A 19254-nucleotide genomic window follows, 5' to 3' on the forward strand; every position below is an offset into this window, starting at 1 on the left:
GAAACAATGGAGAACAACATGGAACAGAACTACATCACCGAACAACCCGAAGGCGGCGTGCCCATCAAGATGTGGACACGCGGCGTGCCGGTCGAACCCGAAGCGAAGCAGCAGCTCGCCAACACGGCGCGCCTGCCCGTGGTGTTCAAGCACATCGCGGTGATGCCCGATGTGCACCTGGGCATCGGCGCGACGGTGGGCTCCGTTGTCCCCACGCTGCGCGCCATCATCCCGGCCGCGGTGGGTGTGGACATCGGCTGCGGCATGATGGCCTGCAAGACAACGCTGCACGCCAACGACCTGCCGGACAACCTGGCCCCACTGCGCGCCGCGATCGAGCGTGCCGTGCCGCACGGCATGTCGCCGCGCAACCGTGGCCGCGACCAGGGCAGCTGGGAGAACCCGCCCGATGCAGTCGACCAGGTCTGGGCGACGCTGGTGGATGAGTTCGAGGCGCTGTGTGCGCTGCACCCGCGCCTGGCCAAGACCAACAACCGCAAGCACCTGGGCACGCTGGGCACCGGCAACCATTTCATCGAGGTCTGCCTGGACGAAGCGGACAGCGTGTGGTTCATGCTGCACTCGGGCTCGCGCGGCGTGGGCAACGCCATCGGCACGCACTTCATCGCGCTGGCCAAGAAGGATGCCGAGGCCCACCAGCGCAACCTGCCGGACCAGAACCTGGCGTACTTCGAAGAAGGCGCGCAGTACTTCGGCGACTACGTACGCGCCGTCGGCTGGGCGCAGAAGTTCGCTGCGCGCAACCGCGAGGTGATGATGGCCCACCTGATCGCCACCGTGCAGAAGGTGATACCCAAGCCGTTCACCTCGCATGTCGAGGCCGTCAACTGCCACCACAACTATGTGCAGCAGGAGCACCACTTCGGCGAAGACGTGTTCGTCACGCGCAAGGGGGCGGTCAGCGCGAAGCGCGGCGAGCTGGGCATCATCCCCGGCAGCATGGGCGCGCGCAGCTACATCGTGCGCGGGCTGGGCAATGCCGAAAGCTTCGAGAGCTGCAGCCACGGCGCCGGCCGCGTGATGAGCCGCACCAAGGCCAAGCAACTGTTCACGGCGGCCGACCAGGCCCGTGCGACCGAAGGCGTCGAATGCCGCAAAGACGCCGGCGTGGTCGACGAGATCCCGATGGCCTACAAGGACATCGACGCCGTGATGGCCGCGCAGAAGGACCTGGTGGAAGTCGTCCACACGCTGAAGCAGCTGGTCTGCGTCAAGGGGTGAGGAGGGTGAGGGGGTGAGGGCGGCCGGGCGACGCACGCCGCCCGGCCTGGCCCCAGGCCATGGACACGATCCGTCGCACTGGGCGATGATCCAGCGCCGCCGCTTGCGGCCCTTTGAGAAGGCCCCCATGGACCAGCCCGCACCATCCCCCGCCAGTGCGCCCATCGACATGCGAGATCCGGCCTTCCGGCTCGACCCGCACCCCTTGCTGCGCCGCCTGCGCGAGCGCGCCCGCGTCGAGCGTGACGTGGTCGGCATCTGGCTGGTGCCGGGCCATGCCGACTGCAGTGCCGGCCTGCGCGACCAGCACCTCAGCCGCGAGGTGTGGCGCATGCCAGGCTATGCGCAGCTGCGCCCGTTCATCGCCGATTCGACGCTGGAGCGCACCACCGAACGCTGGATGCTCTTTAACGACCCGCCCACCCACACGCGGCTGCGCCGGCTGGTGCAGGGCGCGTTCAAGCCATCCGTGGTGCAGGCGCTGCGCACGCGCATCGCCGCCATCACCGACGAGCTGCTGGCCACACTGCCGCTGCAGTGCCGGTTCGACCTGATGCCCACGCTCGCGCAGCAACTGCCGGTGCGCGTGATCTGCGACATCCTGGGCCTGCCGCCTGGAGACTTCGCGCAGACCAAGCTGTGGTCGGACGCCATGGCGCTGATCGTCGAGCCCGTGTTTCGCCGCAGCGAGCGCCTGGCCGCCGACCAGGCCGCCGTCGAGATGGTGGACTACCTGCGCCACCACCTCGCGCGCCACCGCGCCAGCGGCGAACAGGGCGACGTGCTGGGCCAGCTGATCACCGCGCACGACGCCGGCGACGCCACGCTGAGCGAAGACGAACTGCTGGGCAACCTGATCCTGCTGTTCATCGCCGGCCACGAGACCACCACCAACCTGATCGGCAACGGCATGCTGACGCTGCTGCGGCATCCGGCTGAGCTGGCCCGGCTGCGCGCGCAGCCTGCACTGATGCCAGGCGCCGTGGACGAGATGCTGCGCTTCGAGCCCTCGGTCGGCATGGTCGGGCGCCACACCGTCGCGCCGTATGCGGTGGGGGACACGCTGATCCCGCCGGACGAGATCGTGTTCTTCATGCACGCCGCCGCCAACCGCGACCCGGCGGTGTTCGCCGAGCCCGACCGTTTCGACATCGGCCGCAGCCCCAACCCGCACCTCACCTTCGGCGCCGGCATCCACTACTGCCTGGGTGCGCCGCTGGCGCGGATCGAGGCCGAGGAAGCCTTCTCGCGCCTGCTGCTGCGCTACCCCACGCTGGCGCTGGTCGACACGCAGCCGCAATGGCGCAAGCTGATCAACCTGCGCGGACTGCAGGCGCTGGCCTTGCAGGCTGGCTGAACACCTGCCCTGCGAGGGGCAATCGGCAACCCGATACGCTGGCGCTCCCTACCCACGCGCAGGAGACGCCATGGCCCCCCGCCTCACCGCCCAGGATTTCGACCAGCGACTGCTGATCCTGTTCGACGCCTACGTGCACGGTGACCTGGACCGCCGCGGCTTCCTGTCGCAGGCCCAGCGCTATGCGAAGGCTGGCGTGACGGCGGCCGGCCTGCTGGCCGCGCTCAGCCCCAACTTCGCCGCTGGCCAGCAGGTGCGCCCGGACGACGCGCGTCTGAAGGCCGAGAAAGTTCCGGTGCCCTCGCCCACCGGCCACGGCAGCATCAACGGTTATCTGGTGCGGCCCGCGTCGGTCGGCTCTGCCCGGTTACCCATGGTGCTGGTGGTGCACGAGAACCGCGGCCTGAACCCGCACATCGAAGACGTCGCCCGCCGCGTCGCGCTTGCAGGCTACATGGCCTTCGCGCCCGATGCCTTGACCCCGCTGGGCGGTTACCCCGGCGACGAAGACAAGGCCCGCGCCGAGTTCGCCAAGCTGGACCAGACGAAAACGCGCGAAGACTTCCTGGCCGCCACGGCCTGGCTGCGCGCCCGTGCCGACGGCAACGCCAAGCTCGGTGTGGTGGGCTTTTGCTACGGCGGCGGCATGGCCCACTGGCTGGCTACCCGGCTGCCCGACCTGCAGGCCGCCGTGCCCTTCTACGGCAACAGCCCGGCCCCCGAAGAAGCGGCCAAGGTCAAGGCCCCGCTGCTGGTGCACCTGGCCGCTGTGGACGAGCGCATCAACGCCGCCTGGCCCGCCTACGAGGCCGCGCTGAAGGCGGCTGGCGTGCGGTTCACCATGCACGAGTACCCGGGCACGCAGCACGGCTTTCACAACGACACCACGCCGCGCTACGACGCGGCGGCGGCGCAGCTGGCATGGACGCGCACCCTGGCCTTCTTCAATGCGCAGATGGGGTGACGCGCCGCTTGGCGACCGCCACCAGATGGGCGGCATTGCTGAAGCAGCACAGACAGCCTCAAGTCGCCACTGTCGGCGCCGGCTGACAACCACTTCAGCCGCCCGCCGGGTGACAGCGTGTGTCACTCACGCAGACCATGAAGAGCCCAGAGAACTGCGAGACGCACCATGACCACTTCCCATCGCCCCCCGCATCGCCACGGTGAAGACGACGGTGTGCCCGAGCCAGGCGGCATGCCGGTCGAGCCGGACGATGGCGCGCCGATGCCGGGCATACCCGGCGAGGCTGAGCCGGGCGGCGACCCGGCGCCCGAGGTCTGAAGCCGGCCCCACCGGGCTGAATGTCCATGCGTTCGTGGAAAGCCCCTCGGTTCGGGCTGGGTCGGCACGCCTCCTCAGTGTGGAGCCATCCGGCTGATTTCGGGTGGCGCGTGCTCAGGGCCTTCAAGGCCAACCAGGGCCTGCTGCTGGCCGGTGCCGTGGCGTATTACGCGCTGCTCTCCATCGTGCCTTTGCTGATCCTCACGGTCATTGCGCTGTCGCACTTCGTGGACCAGCAATCCCTGCTGCTGACCTTGAGCCGCTATCTCGAATGGTTGCTGCCCGGCCAGTCGCGCGCCGTGGTGGCCGAGCTGGGCAACTTCCTGGCTCACCGCGAGGTGCTCGGCTGGGTGCTGCTGGTCAGCATGTTGTTCTTCAGCTCGCTGGCCTTCACGGTGCTGGAGAACGCGTTTTCGGTCATCTTCCTGCACCGCGTGAAGGTGCGGCGCCGGCACTACATGGTCTCGGCCATCCTTCCCTACGCGTACATCCTCTTTCTGGGCGCAGGCCTGCTGGTCGTGACGGTGGTTGCCGGGGCGCTGCAGGCGCTGGGCGAGGAAGAAGTGCACTTCCTGTGGCTCGACCTGTCGCTCAATCATGTGTCGTCCGCGCTGCTGTATGCGCTGGGCTTCGTCGGGGAGGTGTTCGTGCTGGCCTCGATCTACCTGGTCATGCCGGTGGGCCGGCCGCTGTTGCGCCATGCCCTGATCGGTGCCGTCGCTGCAGCCGTGTTGTGGGAGATCTCGCGCCGGCTGCTCGTCTGGTACTTCGTGACGCTCTCGCAGATCGGCGTGGTCTACGGCTCGCTGACGACGGCCATCGCCGTGCTGCTGAGCCTCGAGGTGGCCGCCATTTTGCTGCTGCTGGGCGCGCAGGTCATCGCGGAATATGAACGCCATTGCGCGGAAGGCGATGCGCCCGCTGAGGTGAAGCCGTTCACCACCGAAGGCGTTGCTCCATGAGTCCCCCTGCCCCCGCCGCCGCCGCCGCCGCATCGGGCGAGCGCCTGTGGCAGATCGACGCGCTGCGCGGCCTCATGCTGGTGCTGATGACGCTCACGCACCTGCCCACGCGCGTCGCCTCACCGGCCGGGCAGCCGTTCGGCTTCGTCTCGGCGGCCGAGGGCTTCGTGCTGCTGTCCGGCTTCATGGCCGGACTGGTCTACGCCACGCGCGAGCGGCGCGAGGGCCAGGAACGCATGCGCGCGGCCTTCTACCAGCGGGTGTGGAAGATCTACCTGTGCCAGGCGGCGCTGCTGCTGTTCCTGTTCAGCATCGTCGCGGTCATCGCCGTCGTCGTGCAGCAGGAAGCCATCACCGGCCTCATGGGCTACTACCTGAGCGACCCGCTGCACGCGCTGGTGGGCGCGCTGCTGCTGGTCTACAGCCCGCCGCTGCTGGACATTCTGCCGATCTACATCCTGTTCATGCTGTGCAGCCCGGTGCTGCTGGTGCACGGGTTGCACAGCGGCTGGGGCGGCATCCTGGCCGGCAGCGTGGCGCTGTGGCTGGGCGCGCAGTTCGACCTGGGCAGCCGGCTGTATGAGGGTTTTGCCGCCGGCACTGGCCTGCCGTTGCCGCCCCTGCACCAGACCGGTTCGTTCAAGGTGCTGGCCTGGCAACTGCTGTGGGTCATCGGCTTGTGGCTGGGGGCCGAGCGCAGCGTGCAACCTGCCAGGCCGCCGCTGGTGTTCCCGCGCTGGATGCTGGGCGCGGCCATCGTGATCGGGGCCATCGGGCTCGTCTGGCGGCACGTCGTGGGCCAGGTGCCGATCCCGCACGATGCCGGGCTCAACATGTTGTTCGACAAGTGGCAGCTGGCGCCGATGCGCATGCTCAACCTGTTCGCGCTGCTGGTGCTGACCATGCACTTCGCGCCCTGGATGGCCACGCACCTGCCGCGCCTGCGGTTTCTGGAAACCATGGGCGCGGCTTCGCTGCCCGTGTTTTGCACCCACCTGGTATTGGCCCTGCTGGCGCTGGCCTTGTTCGGTGGGGCGGCAGATGCGCGTTCCTGGGGCACCGACATCGGCATCCTCGTCGTCAGCTTCGCCGTGCTCTACGGCGTCGCCCTCGTCAGTCAGGAGATGGACCGCCAGGCCGCAGCCGCCAAGCGCAAGCTGCGCGAACGGCTCAAGGCGCGCGGGCGGGCACCTGTAACGGCACCAGCGTCGGCTGCCCGGTGACGGCCGGCGCCGTGGGCGAGCCGGGCACCGCAGCGGCCACGGCCTCGGTGGGCACGCGCACCACCAGGTGCGGCGAGATGGCCGACTTCCACACCGCGTAGCCGGCCGGGTTCAGGTGCAGCGCGTCGCTGCCATACAGGTCGGCGCGCGGCTGGCCATCGGCGCCCAGCATGCGCGAGTAGATGTCGATGTAGTCCAGGTTCGGCGTGGCCGCGCTGTACTCGGCAATGAGCCGGTTGGTCTCGAGCGCCTGCGGCATCAGCGCGGCGCGCAGCGGGCTGGGCTTGATCGACAGGTAGGCGATGCGCGTGGCTGGCAGCTCGGCGCGCACCTGCTGCACGAACTGCGTGAAGCTGGCCAGCACCTCGGCAGGCAGGCGGCCCTCGGCCAGGTCGTTGTCGCCCGCGTAGACGACGATCAGGCGCGGCCGGTAGGGCAGCACCAGCCGGTCCACGTGCGCGGCCACGTCCAGCATGCGTGAGCCGCCGAAGCCGCGCTTGACGACCGGCAGGCCGGCGAACTGCGTCTCCAGATCGTTCCACAGGCGGATCGACGAGCTGCCGACGAACAGCACGCCGCCCGGTTGCGGCGCCTGCTTCTGGTCGGCTGCGGCGAAGGCGTCGAAGCTGTCCTTCCAGCGCAGGTCGACAACCGTGGCGCGAGGGGCAGCTCGTTGGCCGTCGGGCTGCGTCTGAGCGCCGATGGAAGCACCCAGACCCAGGCCGTACAGCGCGAAGGCGAGTTTGGTCAGGCGGCGTTTGGTTCGCATGGCGAAAGCTTGCCACGGATACGACCCGACCGTGTCGGACCAGGCCCACGCGGGCTGTGCGCGTCGGCGCCTGGATTTCCACCGCGCCGTGGGGCGGGCAGATGCGACGCGCGCTTAGACTGGCCGGCCAACAACAGCAATCCCCGAGGAACACTTGATGACCACCCCCATCCGCCGCTGGCCCACATTGGCCGGCACCCTGAGCCTGGCCGTGGTGCTGGGCGCCTGCGCACCGCTGTCGCCCCCTGCATCTTCGCCCGCCGCATCTGCGCCCACGGTAGCGCCCGCCGCAGCGGCGCTGCCGGTCGACGCGGCCTTGCGCACGCAAGCCCAGGCCGAGGTCGGCCCTTTCCTGAAGACGCTGGAGACGCTGGTCGGCATGGAATCGGGCAGCCGCGACCTCGATGGGCTCAAGAAGCTCAGCGCCGTCGTGGCCGAGCGGCTGGTCAAGGCCGGCATGCAGGTGGAGCTGAAGCCCGCACGCGCCCCCGATTTCCACCCGCAGCTCAAAGGCGCCGAGCTGGGCCAGATGGTCTATGCCACCAAGCGCGGTACAGGTGCCAAGAAGGTGCTGCTGATCGCGCACATGGACACCGTCTACCCGCGTGGCATGGCCGCCAAGCAACCCTTTCGCATCGACGGTGACCGCGTCTACGGCGTGGGCATCGCGGACGACAAGCAGGGTGTGGCCATGGTCCTGCACGTCGTGGACGTGCTGGCGCGCAATGGGTTTGCCGACTATGCGCAGCTGGGGGTGCTGATCAACGGCGACGAGGAGGTCGGCTCGCCCGGCTCCGGCCCCATCCTCACGCAGCTGGGCAGCGAGTACGACGCGGTGCTCTCGTTCGAAGGCGGCGGCAGCGCCACGGCCAGCGGCGGTGACATGGTGCGCCTGGCCACCAGCAGCATCGCCATCGTCGAAATGAAAGTCACCGGCAAGGCCAGCCATGCCGGCTCGGCCCCGCACCTGGGCCGCAACGCGCTGTACGAGTTGTCGCACCAGATGCTCAAGAGCCGGCAGTTCGGCGACCCGGCGAAGGGTCTGCAGATCAACTGGACGGTGGCCAACGCCGGCGGCTCGCGCAACGTGATCCCGGCCGAGGCGAGCGCTATCGCCGACGTGCGCTCGCTGACCAACGCCGATCTGGACCTGATGGAATCAGCGCTGAAGAAGTCGATCGAGGACAAGCTGATCCCCGACACCAAGATCGAACTGAGCTTCTACCGCAGCCGCCCGGCCTTCGTGGCCAACGCCGCATCACGTGCGCTGGCGCAGCACGCGGTGCAGTTGTATGGCGGTCTGGGCCTGCCGCTGGAGATTCGCGAGCGCGCCACCGGCGGCGGCACCGATGCGGCATTCGCCGGGTTGCGTCCGCGTGGTGGCGTGCTCGAGAGCTTCGGCCTGCGCGGCTTTGGCGCGCATTCGAACGACGACGAGTACGTGCTCTTGTCCAACGTGGCGCCACGCCTGTACCTGGCCACGCGCATGGTCATGGACACCGGACGCGGACAGGTGCGCTGGTAAGGGCCCGCGCGGCGAGCGGCGCCGTCAGCCGCGCTGGTCTGCTGCGCGCACCGCCTCGATGGCCGTGAGGATGGCCTCGCCCGTGGCCGGGGCGCGCAGCGGCGGGTCGACGCGGTGCCCGCCCACGGCCGACACCGCGTCGCGAATCGCAAAGAACACCGAGAACGGCAGCAGCAGCGGCGGCTCGCCCACGGCCTTGCTGCGGTGGATGGAGTCCTCCACGTTCGGGCTCTTGAACAGCTGCACGTTGAACACGGGCGGGCAGTCGTTCGCAGTGGGAATCTTGTAGGTGCTGGGTGCGTGCGTGGTCAGCTTGCCGGTCTCGGGGTGCCACACCAGTTCCTCTGTCGTCAGCCAGCCCATGCCCTGGATGAAGGCGCCCTCGACCTGGCCGATGTCCACGGCCGGGTTCAGCGAAGTGCCGGCGTCCTGCAGGATGTCGGCGCGCAGCAGCTTCCATTCGCCGGTCAGCGTGTCGACGATCACCTCGCTGACTGCCGCGCCGTAGGCGAAGTAGTAGAACGGGTGGCCCTGCATCGTCTCGCGGTCCCAGCTCAGGCCCGGCGTGGCGTAGAAGCCGTCGGACCACAGCTGCGCGCGGTCCAGGTAGGCCTCACCGACCAGGGTGGCAAAGCTCAGCGTGCGGCCTGCCACTTCCACCTGGCCGTTGGCAAAGCGCACTTCTTGCGGCGTGCCGCCGTGGCGGGCGGCGGCGCAGGCGGCCAGGCGCTCGCGGATCTGGCGCGCTGCATCCTGCGCGGCCTTGCCGTTCAGGTCAGCGCCGGTGGACGCGGCCGTGGCCGAGGTGTTGGCCACCTTGAAGGTGTCGGTCGCCGTCACGCGCACATCGCTGAAATCCACGCCGAGTTCATGCGCCACCACCTGCGCCACCTTGGTGTTCAGCCCCTGGCCCATCTCGGTGCCGCCATGGTTCACGAGGATCGAGCCGTCGGTGTAGACGTGCACCAGCGCGCCCGCCTGGTTGAAGTGCTTGACGTTGAAGCTGATGCCGAACTTCAGCGGCGCCAGCGCCAGGCCGCGCTTGAGCACCGGGCTCGTGGCGTTGAACGCGGCGATGTCGGCGCGGCGCGCGTGGTAGTGGCTGCTGGCCTCCAATTCTTCGACCAGTGGCAACAGGATGTTGTCGCGGATGGTCTGGCCGTAGGGCGTCACGTTGCGCTCGTCGGTGCCGTAAAAATTGATGCGCCGCACCTCCAGCGGGTCGCGGCCCAGCGTGCGGGCAATGGTGTCCAGGATGTTCTCGATGGCGATCGCACCCTGCGGCCCGCCGAAGCCGCGAAACGCCGTGTTGCTCTGCGTGTTGGTCTTGCCCGAATAGCCGTGCATGGCCACATCGGGCAGCCAGTAGGCGTTGTCGAAGTGGCAGAGCGCCCGCGTCATCACCGGGCCCGAAAGATCAGCCGAATGGCCGGCCCGCGAGACCATGGTGATCTCGGCGCCCAGCACGCGGCCTTCCTCGTCATAGCCCACGGTGTAGTCATACCAGAAGCAGTGGCGCCGGCCGGTCACCATGAAGTCGTCGTCGCGGTCCAGCCGCAGTTTGACGGGGCGCTTGAGCCGGGCGGCCGCCACCGCCGCCACGCAGGCGAACAGACCGGATTGCGATTCCTTGCCGCCGAATCCTCCCCCCATGCGCCGGCATTCCACCTGTACCTGGTGCGCATGCAGGTGCAGCGCGTGCGCGACCATGTGCTGCATCTCGCTCGGGTGCTGGGTCGAGCAGTGCACATGCAGGCCACCGTCTTCCTTCGGAATGGCGTAGCTGATCTGGCCTTCGAGATAGAACTGCTCCTGCCCGCCGACGTCGAGCTGGCCCTTCAGCTGGCGCGGCGCGCCGGCGATGGCGGCTGCGGCGCCGCCTTCGTGCGTGCTGCGCACCAGCTGCATGGGCGGCACCACGTACTGCTGGCGCGCGTGGGCCTCGCGCGGCGTCAGCACGGGCGGCGCGGCTTCGACCTGCAACACCTCCTTGGCGCGCGCGGCGGCGCGGCGGGCGATGTCGCGCGTCTCGGCGATCACGGCGAACACAGGCTGGCCCAGGTAGCGGATCTCGCCCCAGCACGCGCCATCGTCCTGCCGGACGATGGGGCACAGGATCGGGTCGTCGTGCACGATGGAGCCGCAGTCGTTCGTGCCCGGAATGTCAGCGGCCGTCAACACCGCCACCACGCCGGGCATCTCACGCAGCGTGTCGAGCTGCATGCCCAGCAGGCGGCCACTGGCGACGGGCGACAGGCCCAGCGCGCAGTGCAGCGTGCCCACCAGCTCGGGCAGGTCGTCGATGTAGGCGGCCTCGCCGACCACGTGCAGATGCGCCGATTCGTGCGGCCGGCTGATGCCGACGCGCGCGCCGGTGATCAGCGCGCTGCGCTCCGTGGGTTCGTCGATGCGTGCTGCCGTGTTGGCGCGGTAGTCGGCGAACGCTTCGGCTGGCTTCAGCAGGTGGTCGGGCAGGGGCTTGTTCATGGTGGGGCTCCTCAGGCGGCGGCGTGGGGCATGACGCTGAAGACGCTGGTCTTCGAGGTGGGCAGCGGGTCGACCGTGCGCGTCTCCAGCCACAGCCGCTGCAGCAGGTTGCGCGCGACGCGCATGCGGTAGTCGGCACTGGCCCGCATGTCCGACAGCGGCTTGAAGTCTTCCAGCAGCGCGGCTTGCGCAGCGGCGACGCTGGCCTGCGTCCACGGCTGGCCGGTCAGCACCGCCTCTGCCTTGGCCGCGCGCTTGACGATGCCGGCCATGCCGCCGTAGGCCAACCGCACGCTGCGCACGGTGTCGCCATCGAGCGTCAAGGCAAAGCCCGCGCACAGCGCCGAGATGTCGCAGTCGAAGCGCTTGCTGATCTTGTAGGCCCGCACCTGGCGCGCGCCATCCGCCAGCGGCACGCAGATGCGCGTGATGAACTCGCCGGGCTCCAGCCGGTTCTTCATGTAGTCGACATAAAAGTCCGCAAGCGGCATGCGGCGCACGCGCGCGCCCTGGCGCAGTTCGATGGCCGCGTCCAGCGCCAGCAGAATCGGTGGCGCATCGCCGATGGGCGAGCCGTTGGCCACATTGCCGCCCATCGTCCCTGCGTTGCGGATCGGCAGCGAGGCAAAGCGCAGCCAGACGTCGGTCAGTTCAGGGTGCCGCTGCGCCAAGGCGCGCCAAGCCAGTTCAAGCGAGGCGCCCGCGCCGATGGACAGCTCGGGGCCGTCCGGCCCGCCCTGCTGCGCGATGGTCTTGAGCTCGGCCACGTCGCCCACGTACAGCAGCGCCGGCATGTCGCGGAACTGCTTGTTGACCCACAGACCGATGTCGGTGGAGCCGGCCAGCAGCCGTGCTTGCGGGTTGTCCGCATAGAGCGTGGCGAGCGCATCCATCGTGCGCGGTGCGTGAAAGCTGTCGCTGCGGCCCGGCACGGCCGGTGATGGCGCCGTGTAGCGCAGGCCCTCGCCGGCATCGGCCGCCAAGCTGCGCAGGGCCGCCACGACGGGCGCCGTGTCCAGCCGCACCGCCGGCAGATCGAACATGCGCTGCCCCGCGTCCAGGATCGGCCGGTAGCCGGTGCAACGGCACAGGTTGCCCGAGAGGTCGTCCGCCAGCTGCTGGCGCGTCGGCCGCGTGCCGCAGGCCTGGTGCCGCTCGTAGCCGGCCCACATCGACATCACGAAGCCGGGCGTGCAAAACCCGCACTGCGAGCCATGGCACTCCACCATGGCCTGCTGCACCGGGTGCAGCGCGCCGTCGGCACCCGTCTTGAGGTCTTCCACACTGAACAGCGCCTTGCCATGCAGCGTGGGCAGGAACTGGATGCAGGCGTTGACGGGCTGCAGCGCCAGGTGGTCGCCCTCGAGCTGGCCCACCACCACGGTGCAGGCGCCGCAATCGCCCTCGTTGCAACCCTCTTTGGTGCCGGTGCAGCGGGCGTCAACGCGCAGCCAGTCGAGCACCGAACGCGTGGTGGCGACGCCGTCGACCTCGACGATCTCGCCGCGATGGAAGAAGCGGATGGGCTGGGCGGTGGTCATGGTGTTCACTCGTGGTGCAGGCGGGGCTGATCGCCGTTGTATCGCAACACGCGTACCAGTTTGCGCCAGAGGCGCTGGCGGCGCCACCGGCCCAGCATCAAAGCTGTACGCGCTGCATGCCTTCAGGGAGTGTGCGGATGCCTGCGTCGCCGGATACGAAATGGCTGGCCTGCACCAGGGCGGCCGTGGCGACGTGGATGGCGTCGGGCGTGCGCAGGGTCCGGGTCTCCGCCCGGAGTTGTGCCGACAGCAGCAGCACTTGCCGGCTGACCGGTTGCGCCTGCAGCAGCGTGTCGAACAGGCGCTCGTAGGCTTCGACCAGCGCCGTGTCGTGGTCGCGCAGCGGCCTCACCAGCACTTCGGTCAGTGTCAACTCGCTGGTGACCAGCCGCGCATCCGCCACATCGAGCGCTTCGAACAAGCTGGCGATTTGCGCCTTGAATGCCGGATTGCCTTCGGTGAGGTAAATGATGGGATTGGTGTCGAGGTACACCGTCGCGCCGCGATCGAACGCCGTCGGCGTTTCGCTCATTTTTGGTCCCAGGCGTCGCGATCTTGCTGGACCTGCGCATCGATGTCGGCCCGACTGCGTGATGCGGCACGTTGCTCGTTCAGGAACGCCATGATGCCGGTCTTGCGCCGCGGCGCCGCCTTGCCCGCCGAGGCCGGCCGCAGCAAGATGCCGTCGCCCCAACGCGAGGCTTCAAGATAGTCGCCCAATTCCAGCGACGCCGCCTTGCGGAGCGATGCCGGGATGGTGACCTGAAACTTCTCCTTCACACGCACCAGTTCGGTCATCGCGACCTCCGTTAGAAAGTTGGAAATTCTAACGATTGACGAACGTCAGCCTGTTGGTCTTCACTCCTTCACCGCATCAACGCCTCGATCTCATCCCCCTTCACCGGCACCCCGCGCGTGATCAGCTCGCAGCCGTCCGCCGTCACGATGGCGTCGTCTTCGATGCGGATGCCGATGTTGTGGAACTCCTCCGGCACGCCCGGGCCGGGGCGCACGTAGATGCCGGGCTCGATGGTCAGCACCATGCCGGGCTTCAAGATGCGGCTGGGGCGGTTCGTGATGGTCTCGCCCGACAGCGCGTCCTTGCGCTGGCTGCCGTCGCCGACCTCGCTCGGCTCCACATAGCTGCCGCAGTCGTGCACGTCCATGCCCAGCCAGTGGCCGGTGCGGTGCATGTAGTAGGCGAAGTAGGCGCGCTTCTCGATCACGTCGTCCACATGGCCGACCTTGTTGGCGTCCAGCAGGCCGACGTCCAGCATGCCCTGGGCCAGCACCTTGACGGTGGCGTCGTGCGGGTCGTTGAAGCGGGCGCCGGCGCGCGTGGCAGCCACTGCCGCCTCCTGGCTGGCCAGCACCAGGTCGTACAGCGCGCGCTGCGGGCCGGTGAACTTGCCGTTGGCGGGGAAGGTGCGCGTGATGTCGCTGGCGTAGCTGTCGAGCTCGCAGCCGGCGTCGATCAGCACCAGGTCGCCGCTCCTCACGGGCGCGGCGTCGGCACGGTAGTGCAGCACGCAGGCGTTGGCGCCGGCCGCCACGATGGAGCCATAGGCCGGGTACTGCGAGCCATGCAGGCGGAACTCGTGCAGCAGCTCGGCGTCCAGGTGGTATTCGCGCACGTCCTTGCCGTCCCGCAGCATGCGGGCCGAGAGCTGCATGGCGCGGATGTGGGCGCCCGCGCTGATCTGCGCGGCGCGGCGCATCACGTCCTGCTCGTGCGCATCCTTCACCAGGCGCATCTCGTCGAGGATGCCGCACAGGTCGCGCTGCGTCTCGGGGCACAGCGCGCCGTAGCGCACGCGGGCGCGCACGCTGGACAGCCAGCCGTCGACGCGGCTCTCCAGCCCCTTGTGGATGGCGAACGGGAACCAGACCGTGTCCTTGTTCTCCAGCAGGCGCGGCAGGGCGGCGTCCAACTCGGTCACCGGCTGCGCGGCGTTCACGCCCAGCGCTTCGGGCGCGGCGTCGGGGCCAAGCCGATAGCCGTCCCAGATCTCGCGCTCCAGATCCTTGGGCGCGCAGAACAGCGTGCTGCGGCCGTCGCCCGTCACCACCAGCCAGGCGTTGGGCTCGGTGAAGCCGGTGAGGTAGTAGAAATAGCTGTCGTGCCGGTACAGGAAATCGCTGTCGCGGTTGCGCGGGCGTTCCGGTGCGGTGGGGATGATGGCGATGCCGCCGGGGCCAATCTGGCGGGCGAGTGCGGCGCGGCGTGGGGCGTAGGGCGTGGTCATCGGGCAATGCTACCGCCGCCCGGCGGATTCAGCGGGGCTGCATCTGGCCGGATAGCAGCACTTGGCGGCCCGGCGCGCCCTGCGACACGGCAGTGACCAGCGCGCGGGCCACGTCGGCGGCGTGGATGGGCAGGTAATGGGCGGGAATTAGCGGGCGCAGCAGGCGGCCAATGGCCTCGCCGACGATCTCGCCACGGCGCGTGGGCTGGCCCAGCGCGCTGCGGTCGCCGACCAGCAGCGAAGGCCGGGCGATCACCAGCGTGGTGAAGCCGAGTTGCGCCACGGCCTGCTCGACTTCGCCCTTGACGCGGTTGTAGAACACGCGCGCTGCAGCATCCGCCCCCATGGCGCTCACCAGGCCCAGCCGCGTGGCGCCGGCCGCTCTCGCCGCGCGGGCCACGGCCAGCACGGCGTCGTGGTCGACAGCGCGAAAGGCCTCCTGGCTACCAGCCACCTTGATCGTGGTGCCCAGCGCGATGAAGACCATCTGCAACGGCGGCAAGGAAGCGATGCGCCGCAGGTCCGACGCCTGGTGGCGCAGCTTGGCGTGCGGTTGCGCCGGCGGCTTGCGCCCCAGCGTGTGGACCCGGGCGATGCCGCGCTCGGCCAGCAGCAGCCTGAGGATCTCGCGGCCGATCAACCCTGTGGCACCGGCCAGCAGCACGGCATCGTGCACTGGGGGGCCTGCGGCCCCGCCTGCGGTGCGCGCTTGCGGCGCGGCGCTCATGCCGAATCTCCGGTGTTCAACTGCTGCAGCTGCGCCGGCGTGCCCACGTTGTGCCAGGCGCCGGTGTAAATCTCGGCGCCAATCTGCCGCTCGCGCATGGCGGCGAACAGCAGCGGGCCCAGCGCCACCTTCTCGCCCACCGGGATCTGCGCGCACAGGCTGCGCCGCATCAGCGCCAGGTTGGCATACGTCCAGCGCCGCCCGTCCGGGCCTGGGCCGTCCAGCGCCAGACCGTCGGCCGAGAGGCCGAAGTCGCCACGCGGGTGGAAGTCGGGGTTGGGCACCAGCCACAGGTGCGCGTGCTGGCTGCTGGCCGCAAAGCGCGCGGCGGCCTCGGCGCCGAAGTCGAAGTCGGGCGCAAAGATGTCGCCCGAGACCAGCCAGAAGCAGTCGTCCAGCAGCGGCAGGGCCTTGGCGATACCGCCCGCCGTCTCCAGCGCGCCGCCGTGGTCGCGGCCTTCCATCGAATACGAGATCGACAGGCCCCAGCGGCTGCCGTCCCCCAGCGCGGCCGGGATCTGCTCTTCCAGCCACGCGCAGTTGACGACCACGCGCTCGACGCCGGCGCGGGCCAGCGCCTCCAGATGCCATTCGACCATCGGCTTGCCACGCACCGACAGCAGCGGCTTGGGCGTGGCGTCGGTCAGGGGGCGCATGCGCTCGCCCCGGCCGGCGGCGAGGACCATGGCACTGCGGACGGCGGCTCGGGCGGGGGCTGTGGACATCGGTGGATTATCCCGGCCGCTCCACTACCATTCGCGCCTCTCACGCACTGAAGGAGACTGCCTTGTCCATTGCCCACCTAAGCCGCCGTCGGTTGTTGCTGGCAGGCGCTGCCGGCCTGGCCGGCGCTGCCAGCGCACAGAGCGGCCCGCCAATCCGCATCATCGTCGGCTACCCGGCCGGCGCCACGTCCGATGCGCTGACCCGCTTGCTGGCCGAAGCCATGGCGCTCGATCTGGGCCAGCCGGTGATCGTCGAGAACAAGGTGGGTGCGGCCGGGCGCATCGGCACCGAGTACGTCAAGAACGCGCAGCCCGACGGGCTGACCTTGCTGATGACGCCGGTGGCCACCATGTCCATCTTCGCCATCAGCTACGCCGGCCAGTTGCGCTATGACCCGTTCAAGGACTTCACGCCCGTGGCGCACCTGGCGAACTTTCAGGTCGGCCTGGGCGTGGGCATGCAGGTGCCGGCCACGACGCTGGCCGAGTACGTGGCCTGGGTACGCAGTGACCCGGCGAAGAACGGCTTCTATGGCTCGGCCGCCACCGGCAGCCTGCCGCACTTCTTCGGCGTGATGTTCGCCAAGGCCGCCGGCATCGAGCTGACCCACGTGCCCTACAAGGGAACGGCCGACGCCATGCAGGCGCTGGCTGGCGGCCAGATCGCGGCGCTGTCCACCGTCGCGGCCGATCTGCAGACGCTGGTCGACGCGAAAAAGGCGCGCCTGCTGGCCGTGGGCGGCGAGGGCCGTTCGCCCGCGTTTGCGAGCGTGCCGACCTTCCGCGAGCTGGGTTTCGACCTGACGGCGCTGCCTTGGTATGGCCTGTTCGCGCCCGCCGGCACGCCGCCGGCCGCCATCGCGCGGCTGTCCAAGTCGGCGGCGAGCGCCGTGCAGTCCATGGCCCTGCACGAGCGGATGCTGGGCATGGGCCTGGAGCCCACGGGCGCAGGCCCGGCACGCCTGGCCGCTGTCATGAAGGCCGACTACGAGCGCTGGGGGCCGGCGATCCGCGCCTCGGGCTTCAAGCCGACCGACTGAGCGTCTGCGGGGACGCGCCGGTCGAGCGGGCCGACCGGGCGCGTTGCGTGCCGCTCTCCAGCATCTGGCCTCTTTGCGAGAAGCTGCTCTACGCCGCTCCGTGAAAACCCTCTGTCACATACCAAACCGGTTTGGATAAAGTCCAAACCGCTTTGGTGAGTGCCCGAATGTGACCCTGGAGACGCAAGCCGCCATGCCCATGCAAGCCGATTCCGACGCCCGTGCGGGCGCCGCGCAAGTGCAGCGCCTGTACCAGCAGCTGCAGACCGCGCTGGGCGCAGGCGCTGCTGCAGCCGCGCCGTTCCTGCAGCGGGCGCAACGCCACCTGCCTGCGCTGCGCGACGAGCTTGCCGTGCTGTACGGCACACGCGAGGATTTCGAGCCCTTCGTGCTCGGCCTGCTGCAGGCGGCCCATGCGGCCTGGCACGCGCGCCCAGCAGCGCTGCGCACGCTCGACGACGAGCGCGAGCGCAACCCGCAGTGGTTCCAGTCCGAGCGCATGCTGGGCGGCGTCTGTTATGTCGACCTGTTCGCCGGCGATCTGCAGGGCATCGAGGCCAGCATTCCCTACTTCCAGGAACTGGGCCTGACCTACCTGCATCTGATGCCGCCGTACGACTGCCCGCAGCCGCACAACGACGGCGGCTACGCGGTCAGCAGCTACCGCAAGATCAACCCTGCGCTGGGCACCATCTCCGACCTGCGCCGCCTGGCCACACGGCTGCGCGAGGCCGGCATTTCGCTGGTGTTGGACTTCGTCTTCAACCACACCTCCGACGAGCACGAATGGGCAGTCGCGGCCAAGGCCGACGATCCGGTGCTGCGCGACTATTACTTCATCTTCGAAGGCCGCGCCGAGCCCGACCGCTACGAGCGCACGCTGCGCGAGATCTTCCCCGACGAGCACCCCGGCGCCTTCTCGCCGCTGGCGGGCGACCGCTGGGTCTGGACCACTTTCCACAGCTACCAGTGGGACCTGAACTACGGCAACCCGGCGGTGTTCCAGGCCATGGCGCAGGAGCTGCTGTTCATTGCCAACCTGGGCGTGCAGTTCATCCGCATGGACGCCGTGGCTTTCGTCTGGAAGCGCCTGGGCACGTCGTGCGAAAACCTGCCGGAGGCGCACCACCTGCTGCGCGCCTACAACGCGCTGGCGCGCATCGCCGCGCCGGCCCTGCTGTTCAAGAGCGAGGCCATCGTGCACCCAGACGATGTGGTGCGCTACATCTCGCGCGAGGAGTGCCAGGTCTCCTACAACCCGCTGCAGATGGCGCTGCTGTGGAACACGCTGGCCACGCGCCAGGTGGATCTGCTGCAGCAGGCACTGGAAGAGCGCCACGCACTGCCCGAGGGCACCGCCTGGGTCAACTACGTGCGCAGCCACGATGACATCGGCTGGACGTTTGCCGACGAAGACGCGGCCCGACTGGGCATCAACGGCTTCGACCACCGTCAGTTCCTGAACCGCTACTTCGTCAACCGCTACCCCGGCAGCTTCGCGCGCGGCGTGCCGTTCCAGGACAACCCGGCCAATGGCGATTGCCGTATCAGTGGCACCTGCGCCTCGCTGTGCGGCATCGAGCAAGGCGACCCGCTGGCCGTTGCGCGCATGTTGCTGCTGCATGGTGTGGTGCTGTCGGCCGGTGGCATTCCGCTGCTGTACCTGGGCGACGAGATTGCTACGCCCAACGACCACGCCTACCTGCAAGAGCCCGGCAAGGCCGGCGACAGCCGCTGGGCGCACCGCCCGCCGCGCGACGCCACACGCCATGCGCAGCGCCATGACGCTGCCACGCCGGCAGGCCAGATGTTTGCCGGCCTGCGCCGGCTGGTCGCGCAGCGCGCGGCCCTATCCGAATTCTCTGGCGGACGCCTGATCGGCTTTCGCTCCAAGGTTCCGAGCGTGCTGGGGTTCACCCGTCCCGGCCCGCGCGGAAGCATCGTGGTGCTCGCGAACTTCAGCGAACACGCGCATGCGGTCGCGGCGGACGTGCTGTCGGCGTTGCCGCCAGCGGCGGACGACCGCGTCACCGGCATCCGACACGACCTGCGGCAGGCGCTCTGGCTGGCGCCTTACCAGATGGTCTGGCTCGACTGCCGAACGCCCTGAGCAGAACGCGTCTGC

General features: G+C 69.3%; 17 protein-coding genes. 9 read left to right on the top strand and 8 right to left on the bottom strand.

What is annotated here, in order from left to right:
• The first annotated feature begins 18 nt into the window (after window positions 1-18).
• The 6 genes from AC099J_RS00665 to opgC all read left to right on the top strand — a co-directional run bounded on the left by AC099J_RS00665 (window position 19) and on the right by opgC (window position 6069).
• Window positions 19-1242 (top strand): RtcB family protein, encoded by a 1224-nt coding sequence (locus AC099J_RS00665; RefSeq protein ID WP_479613264.1) that lies wholly within the window; start codon window positions 19-21, stop codon window positions 1240-1242.
• 127 nt (window positions 1243-1369) lie between these two features.
• A complete protein-coding gene (locus tag AC099J_RS00670) occupies window positions 1370-2599 on the top strand; it encodes a cytochrome P450 (protein ID WP_479613265.1) in 1230 nt (409 codons plus the stop codon).
• A 70-nt stretch (window positions 2600-2669) separates the two neighbouring features.
• On the top strand, window positions 2670-3563 hold the full coding sequence (locus tag AC099J_RS00675; RefSeq protein ID WP_479613266.1) for a dienelactone hydrolase family protein: 894 nt from the start codon (window positions 2670-2672) through the stop codon (window positions 3561-3563).
• 168 nt (window positions 3564-3731) lie between these two features.
• Window positions 3732-3884, top strand: a complete 153-nt coding sequence (locus AC099J_RS00680; protein ID WP_479613267.1) for a hypothetical protein — start codon at window positions 3732-3734, stop codon at window positions 3882-3884.
• A gap of 26 nt (window positions 3885-3910) precedes the next feature.
• A complete protein-coding gene (locus AC099J_RS00685) occupies window positions 3911-4846 on the top strand; it encodes a YihY/virulence factor BrkB family protein (RefSeq protein WP_479613268.1) in 936 nt (311 codons plus the stop codon).
• Window positions 4843-6069 carry an OpgC domain-containing protein gene (opgC, locus tag AC099J_RS00690; RefSeq protein WP_479613269.1) on the top strand — a complete coding sequence of 409 codons (1227 nt, stop codon included), beginning with the start codon at window positions 4843-4845 and terminating at the stop codon, window positions 6067-6069. Before AC099J_RS00685 ends, opgC begins: the two co-directional genes overlap by 4 nt.
• On the opposite strand, the gene AC099J_RS00695 is transcribed toward opgC, so the two are convergent.
• Window positions 6017-6838 (bottom strand): SGNH/GDSL hydrolase family protein, encoded by an 822-nt coding sequence (locus AC099J_RS00695; RefSeq protein WP_479613270.1) that lies wholly within the window; start codon window positions 6836-6838, stop codon window positions 6017-6019. The two genes, opgC and AC099J_RS00695, sit on opposite strands and share 53 nt — an antisense overlap.
• 157 nt (window positions 6839-6995) lie before the next feature.
• Between AC099J_RS00695 and AC099J_RS00700 the strand changes: the two genes are divergently transcribed.
• Window positions 6996-8363, top strand: coding sequence for a glutamate carboxypeptidase (locus tag AC099J_RS00700; protein WP_479613271.1), 1368 nt, complete (start codon window positions 6996-6998; stop codon window positions 8361-8363).
• Window positions 8364-8387: 24 nt separating this feature from the next.
• On the opposite strand, the gene xdhB is transcribed toward AC099J_RS00700, so the two are convergent.
• The 7 genes from xdhB to murU all read right to left on the bottom strand — a co-directional run bounded on the left by xdhB (window position 8388) and on the right by murU (window position 16089).
• Window positions 8388-10850 carry a xanthine dehydrogenase molybdopterin binding subunit gene (gene xdhB, locus AC099J_RS00705; protein ID WP_479613272.1) on the bottom strand — a complete coding sequence of 821 codons (2463 nt, stop codon included), beginning with the start codon at window positions 10848-10850 and terminating at the stop codon, window positions 8388-8390.
• Between the two features lie 11 nt (window positions 10851-10861).
• The gene (gene xdhA, locus AC099J_RS00710; protein ID WP_479613273.1) at window positions 10862-12391 is read right to left on the bottom strand and encodes a xanthine dehydrogenase small subunit; all 1530 of its coding nucleotides are present in this window, start codon (window positions 12389-12391) and stop codon (window positions 10862-10864) included.
• Window positions 12392-12488: 97 nt separating this feature from the next.
• Window positions 12489-12923 carry a type II toxin-antitoxin system VapC family toxin gene (locus AC099J_RS00715; RefSeq protein WP_479613274.1) on the bottom strand — a complete coding sequence of 145 codons (435 nt, stop codon included), beginning with the start codon at window positions 12921-12923 and terminating at the stop codon, window positions 12489-12491.
• Window positions 12920-13189, bottom strand: coding sequence for an AbrB/MazE/SpoVT family DNA-binding domain-containing protein (locus AC099J_RS00720; protein ID WP_479613275.1), 270 nt, complete (start codon window positions 13187-13189; stop codon window positions 12920-12922). Before AC099J_RS00720 ends, AC099J_RS00715 begins: the two co-directional genes overlap by 4 nt.
• Before the next feature lie 68 nt (window positions 13190-13257).
• Window positions 13258-14637 carry an aminopeptidase P N-terminal domain-containing protein gene (locus AC099J_RS00725; protein WP_479613276.1) on the bottom strand — a complete coding sequence of 460 codons (1380 nt, stop codon included), beginning with the start codon at window positions 14635-14637 and terminating at the stop codon, window positions 13258-13260.
• A gap of 28 nt (window positions 14638-14665) precedes the next feature.
• Complete coding sequence (locus AC099J_RS00730; protein WP_479613277.1) at window positions 14666-15364, bottom strand: NAD-dependent epimerase/dehydratase family protein; 699 nt, start codon at window positions 15362-15364, stop codon at window positions 14666-14668.
• Window positions 15361-16089 carry an N-acetylmuramate alpha-1-phosphate uridylyltransferase MurU gene (murU, locus tag AC099J_RS00735; protein ID WP_479613278.1) on the bottom strand — a complete coding sequence of 243 codons (729 nt, stop codon included), beginning with the start codon at window positions 16087-16089 and terminating at the stop codon, window positions 15361-15363. Before murU ends, AC099J_RS00730 begins: the two co-directional genes overlap by 4 nt.
• A gap of 62 nt (window positions 16090-16151) precedes the next feature.
• On the opposite strand from murU, the gene AC099J_RS00740 reads away from it, so the two are divergent.
• Together AC099J_RS00740 and AC099J_RS00745 are read left to right on the top strand one after the other, a co-directional pair.
• Window positions 16152-17129, top strand: a complete 978-nt coding sequence (locus tag AC099J_RS00740) for a tripartite tricarboxylate transporter substrate-binding protein (RefSeq protein ID WP_479613279.1) — start codon at window positions 16152-16154, stop codon at window positions 17127-17129.
• A 199-nt stretch (window positions 17130-17328) separates the two neighbouring features.
• On the top strand, window positions 17329-19239 hold the full coding sequence (locus AC099J_RS00745; RefSeq protein WP_479613280.1) for an alpha-amylase family protein: 1911 nt from the start codon (window positions 17329-17331) through the stop codon (window positions 19237-19239).
• Window positions 19240-19254: the final 15 nt, after the last annotated feature.

Source organism: Rhodoferax sp. RT4P68 (assembly GCF_056521305.1).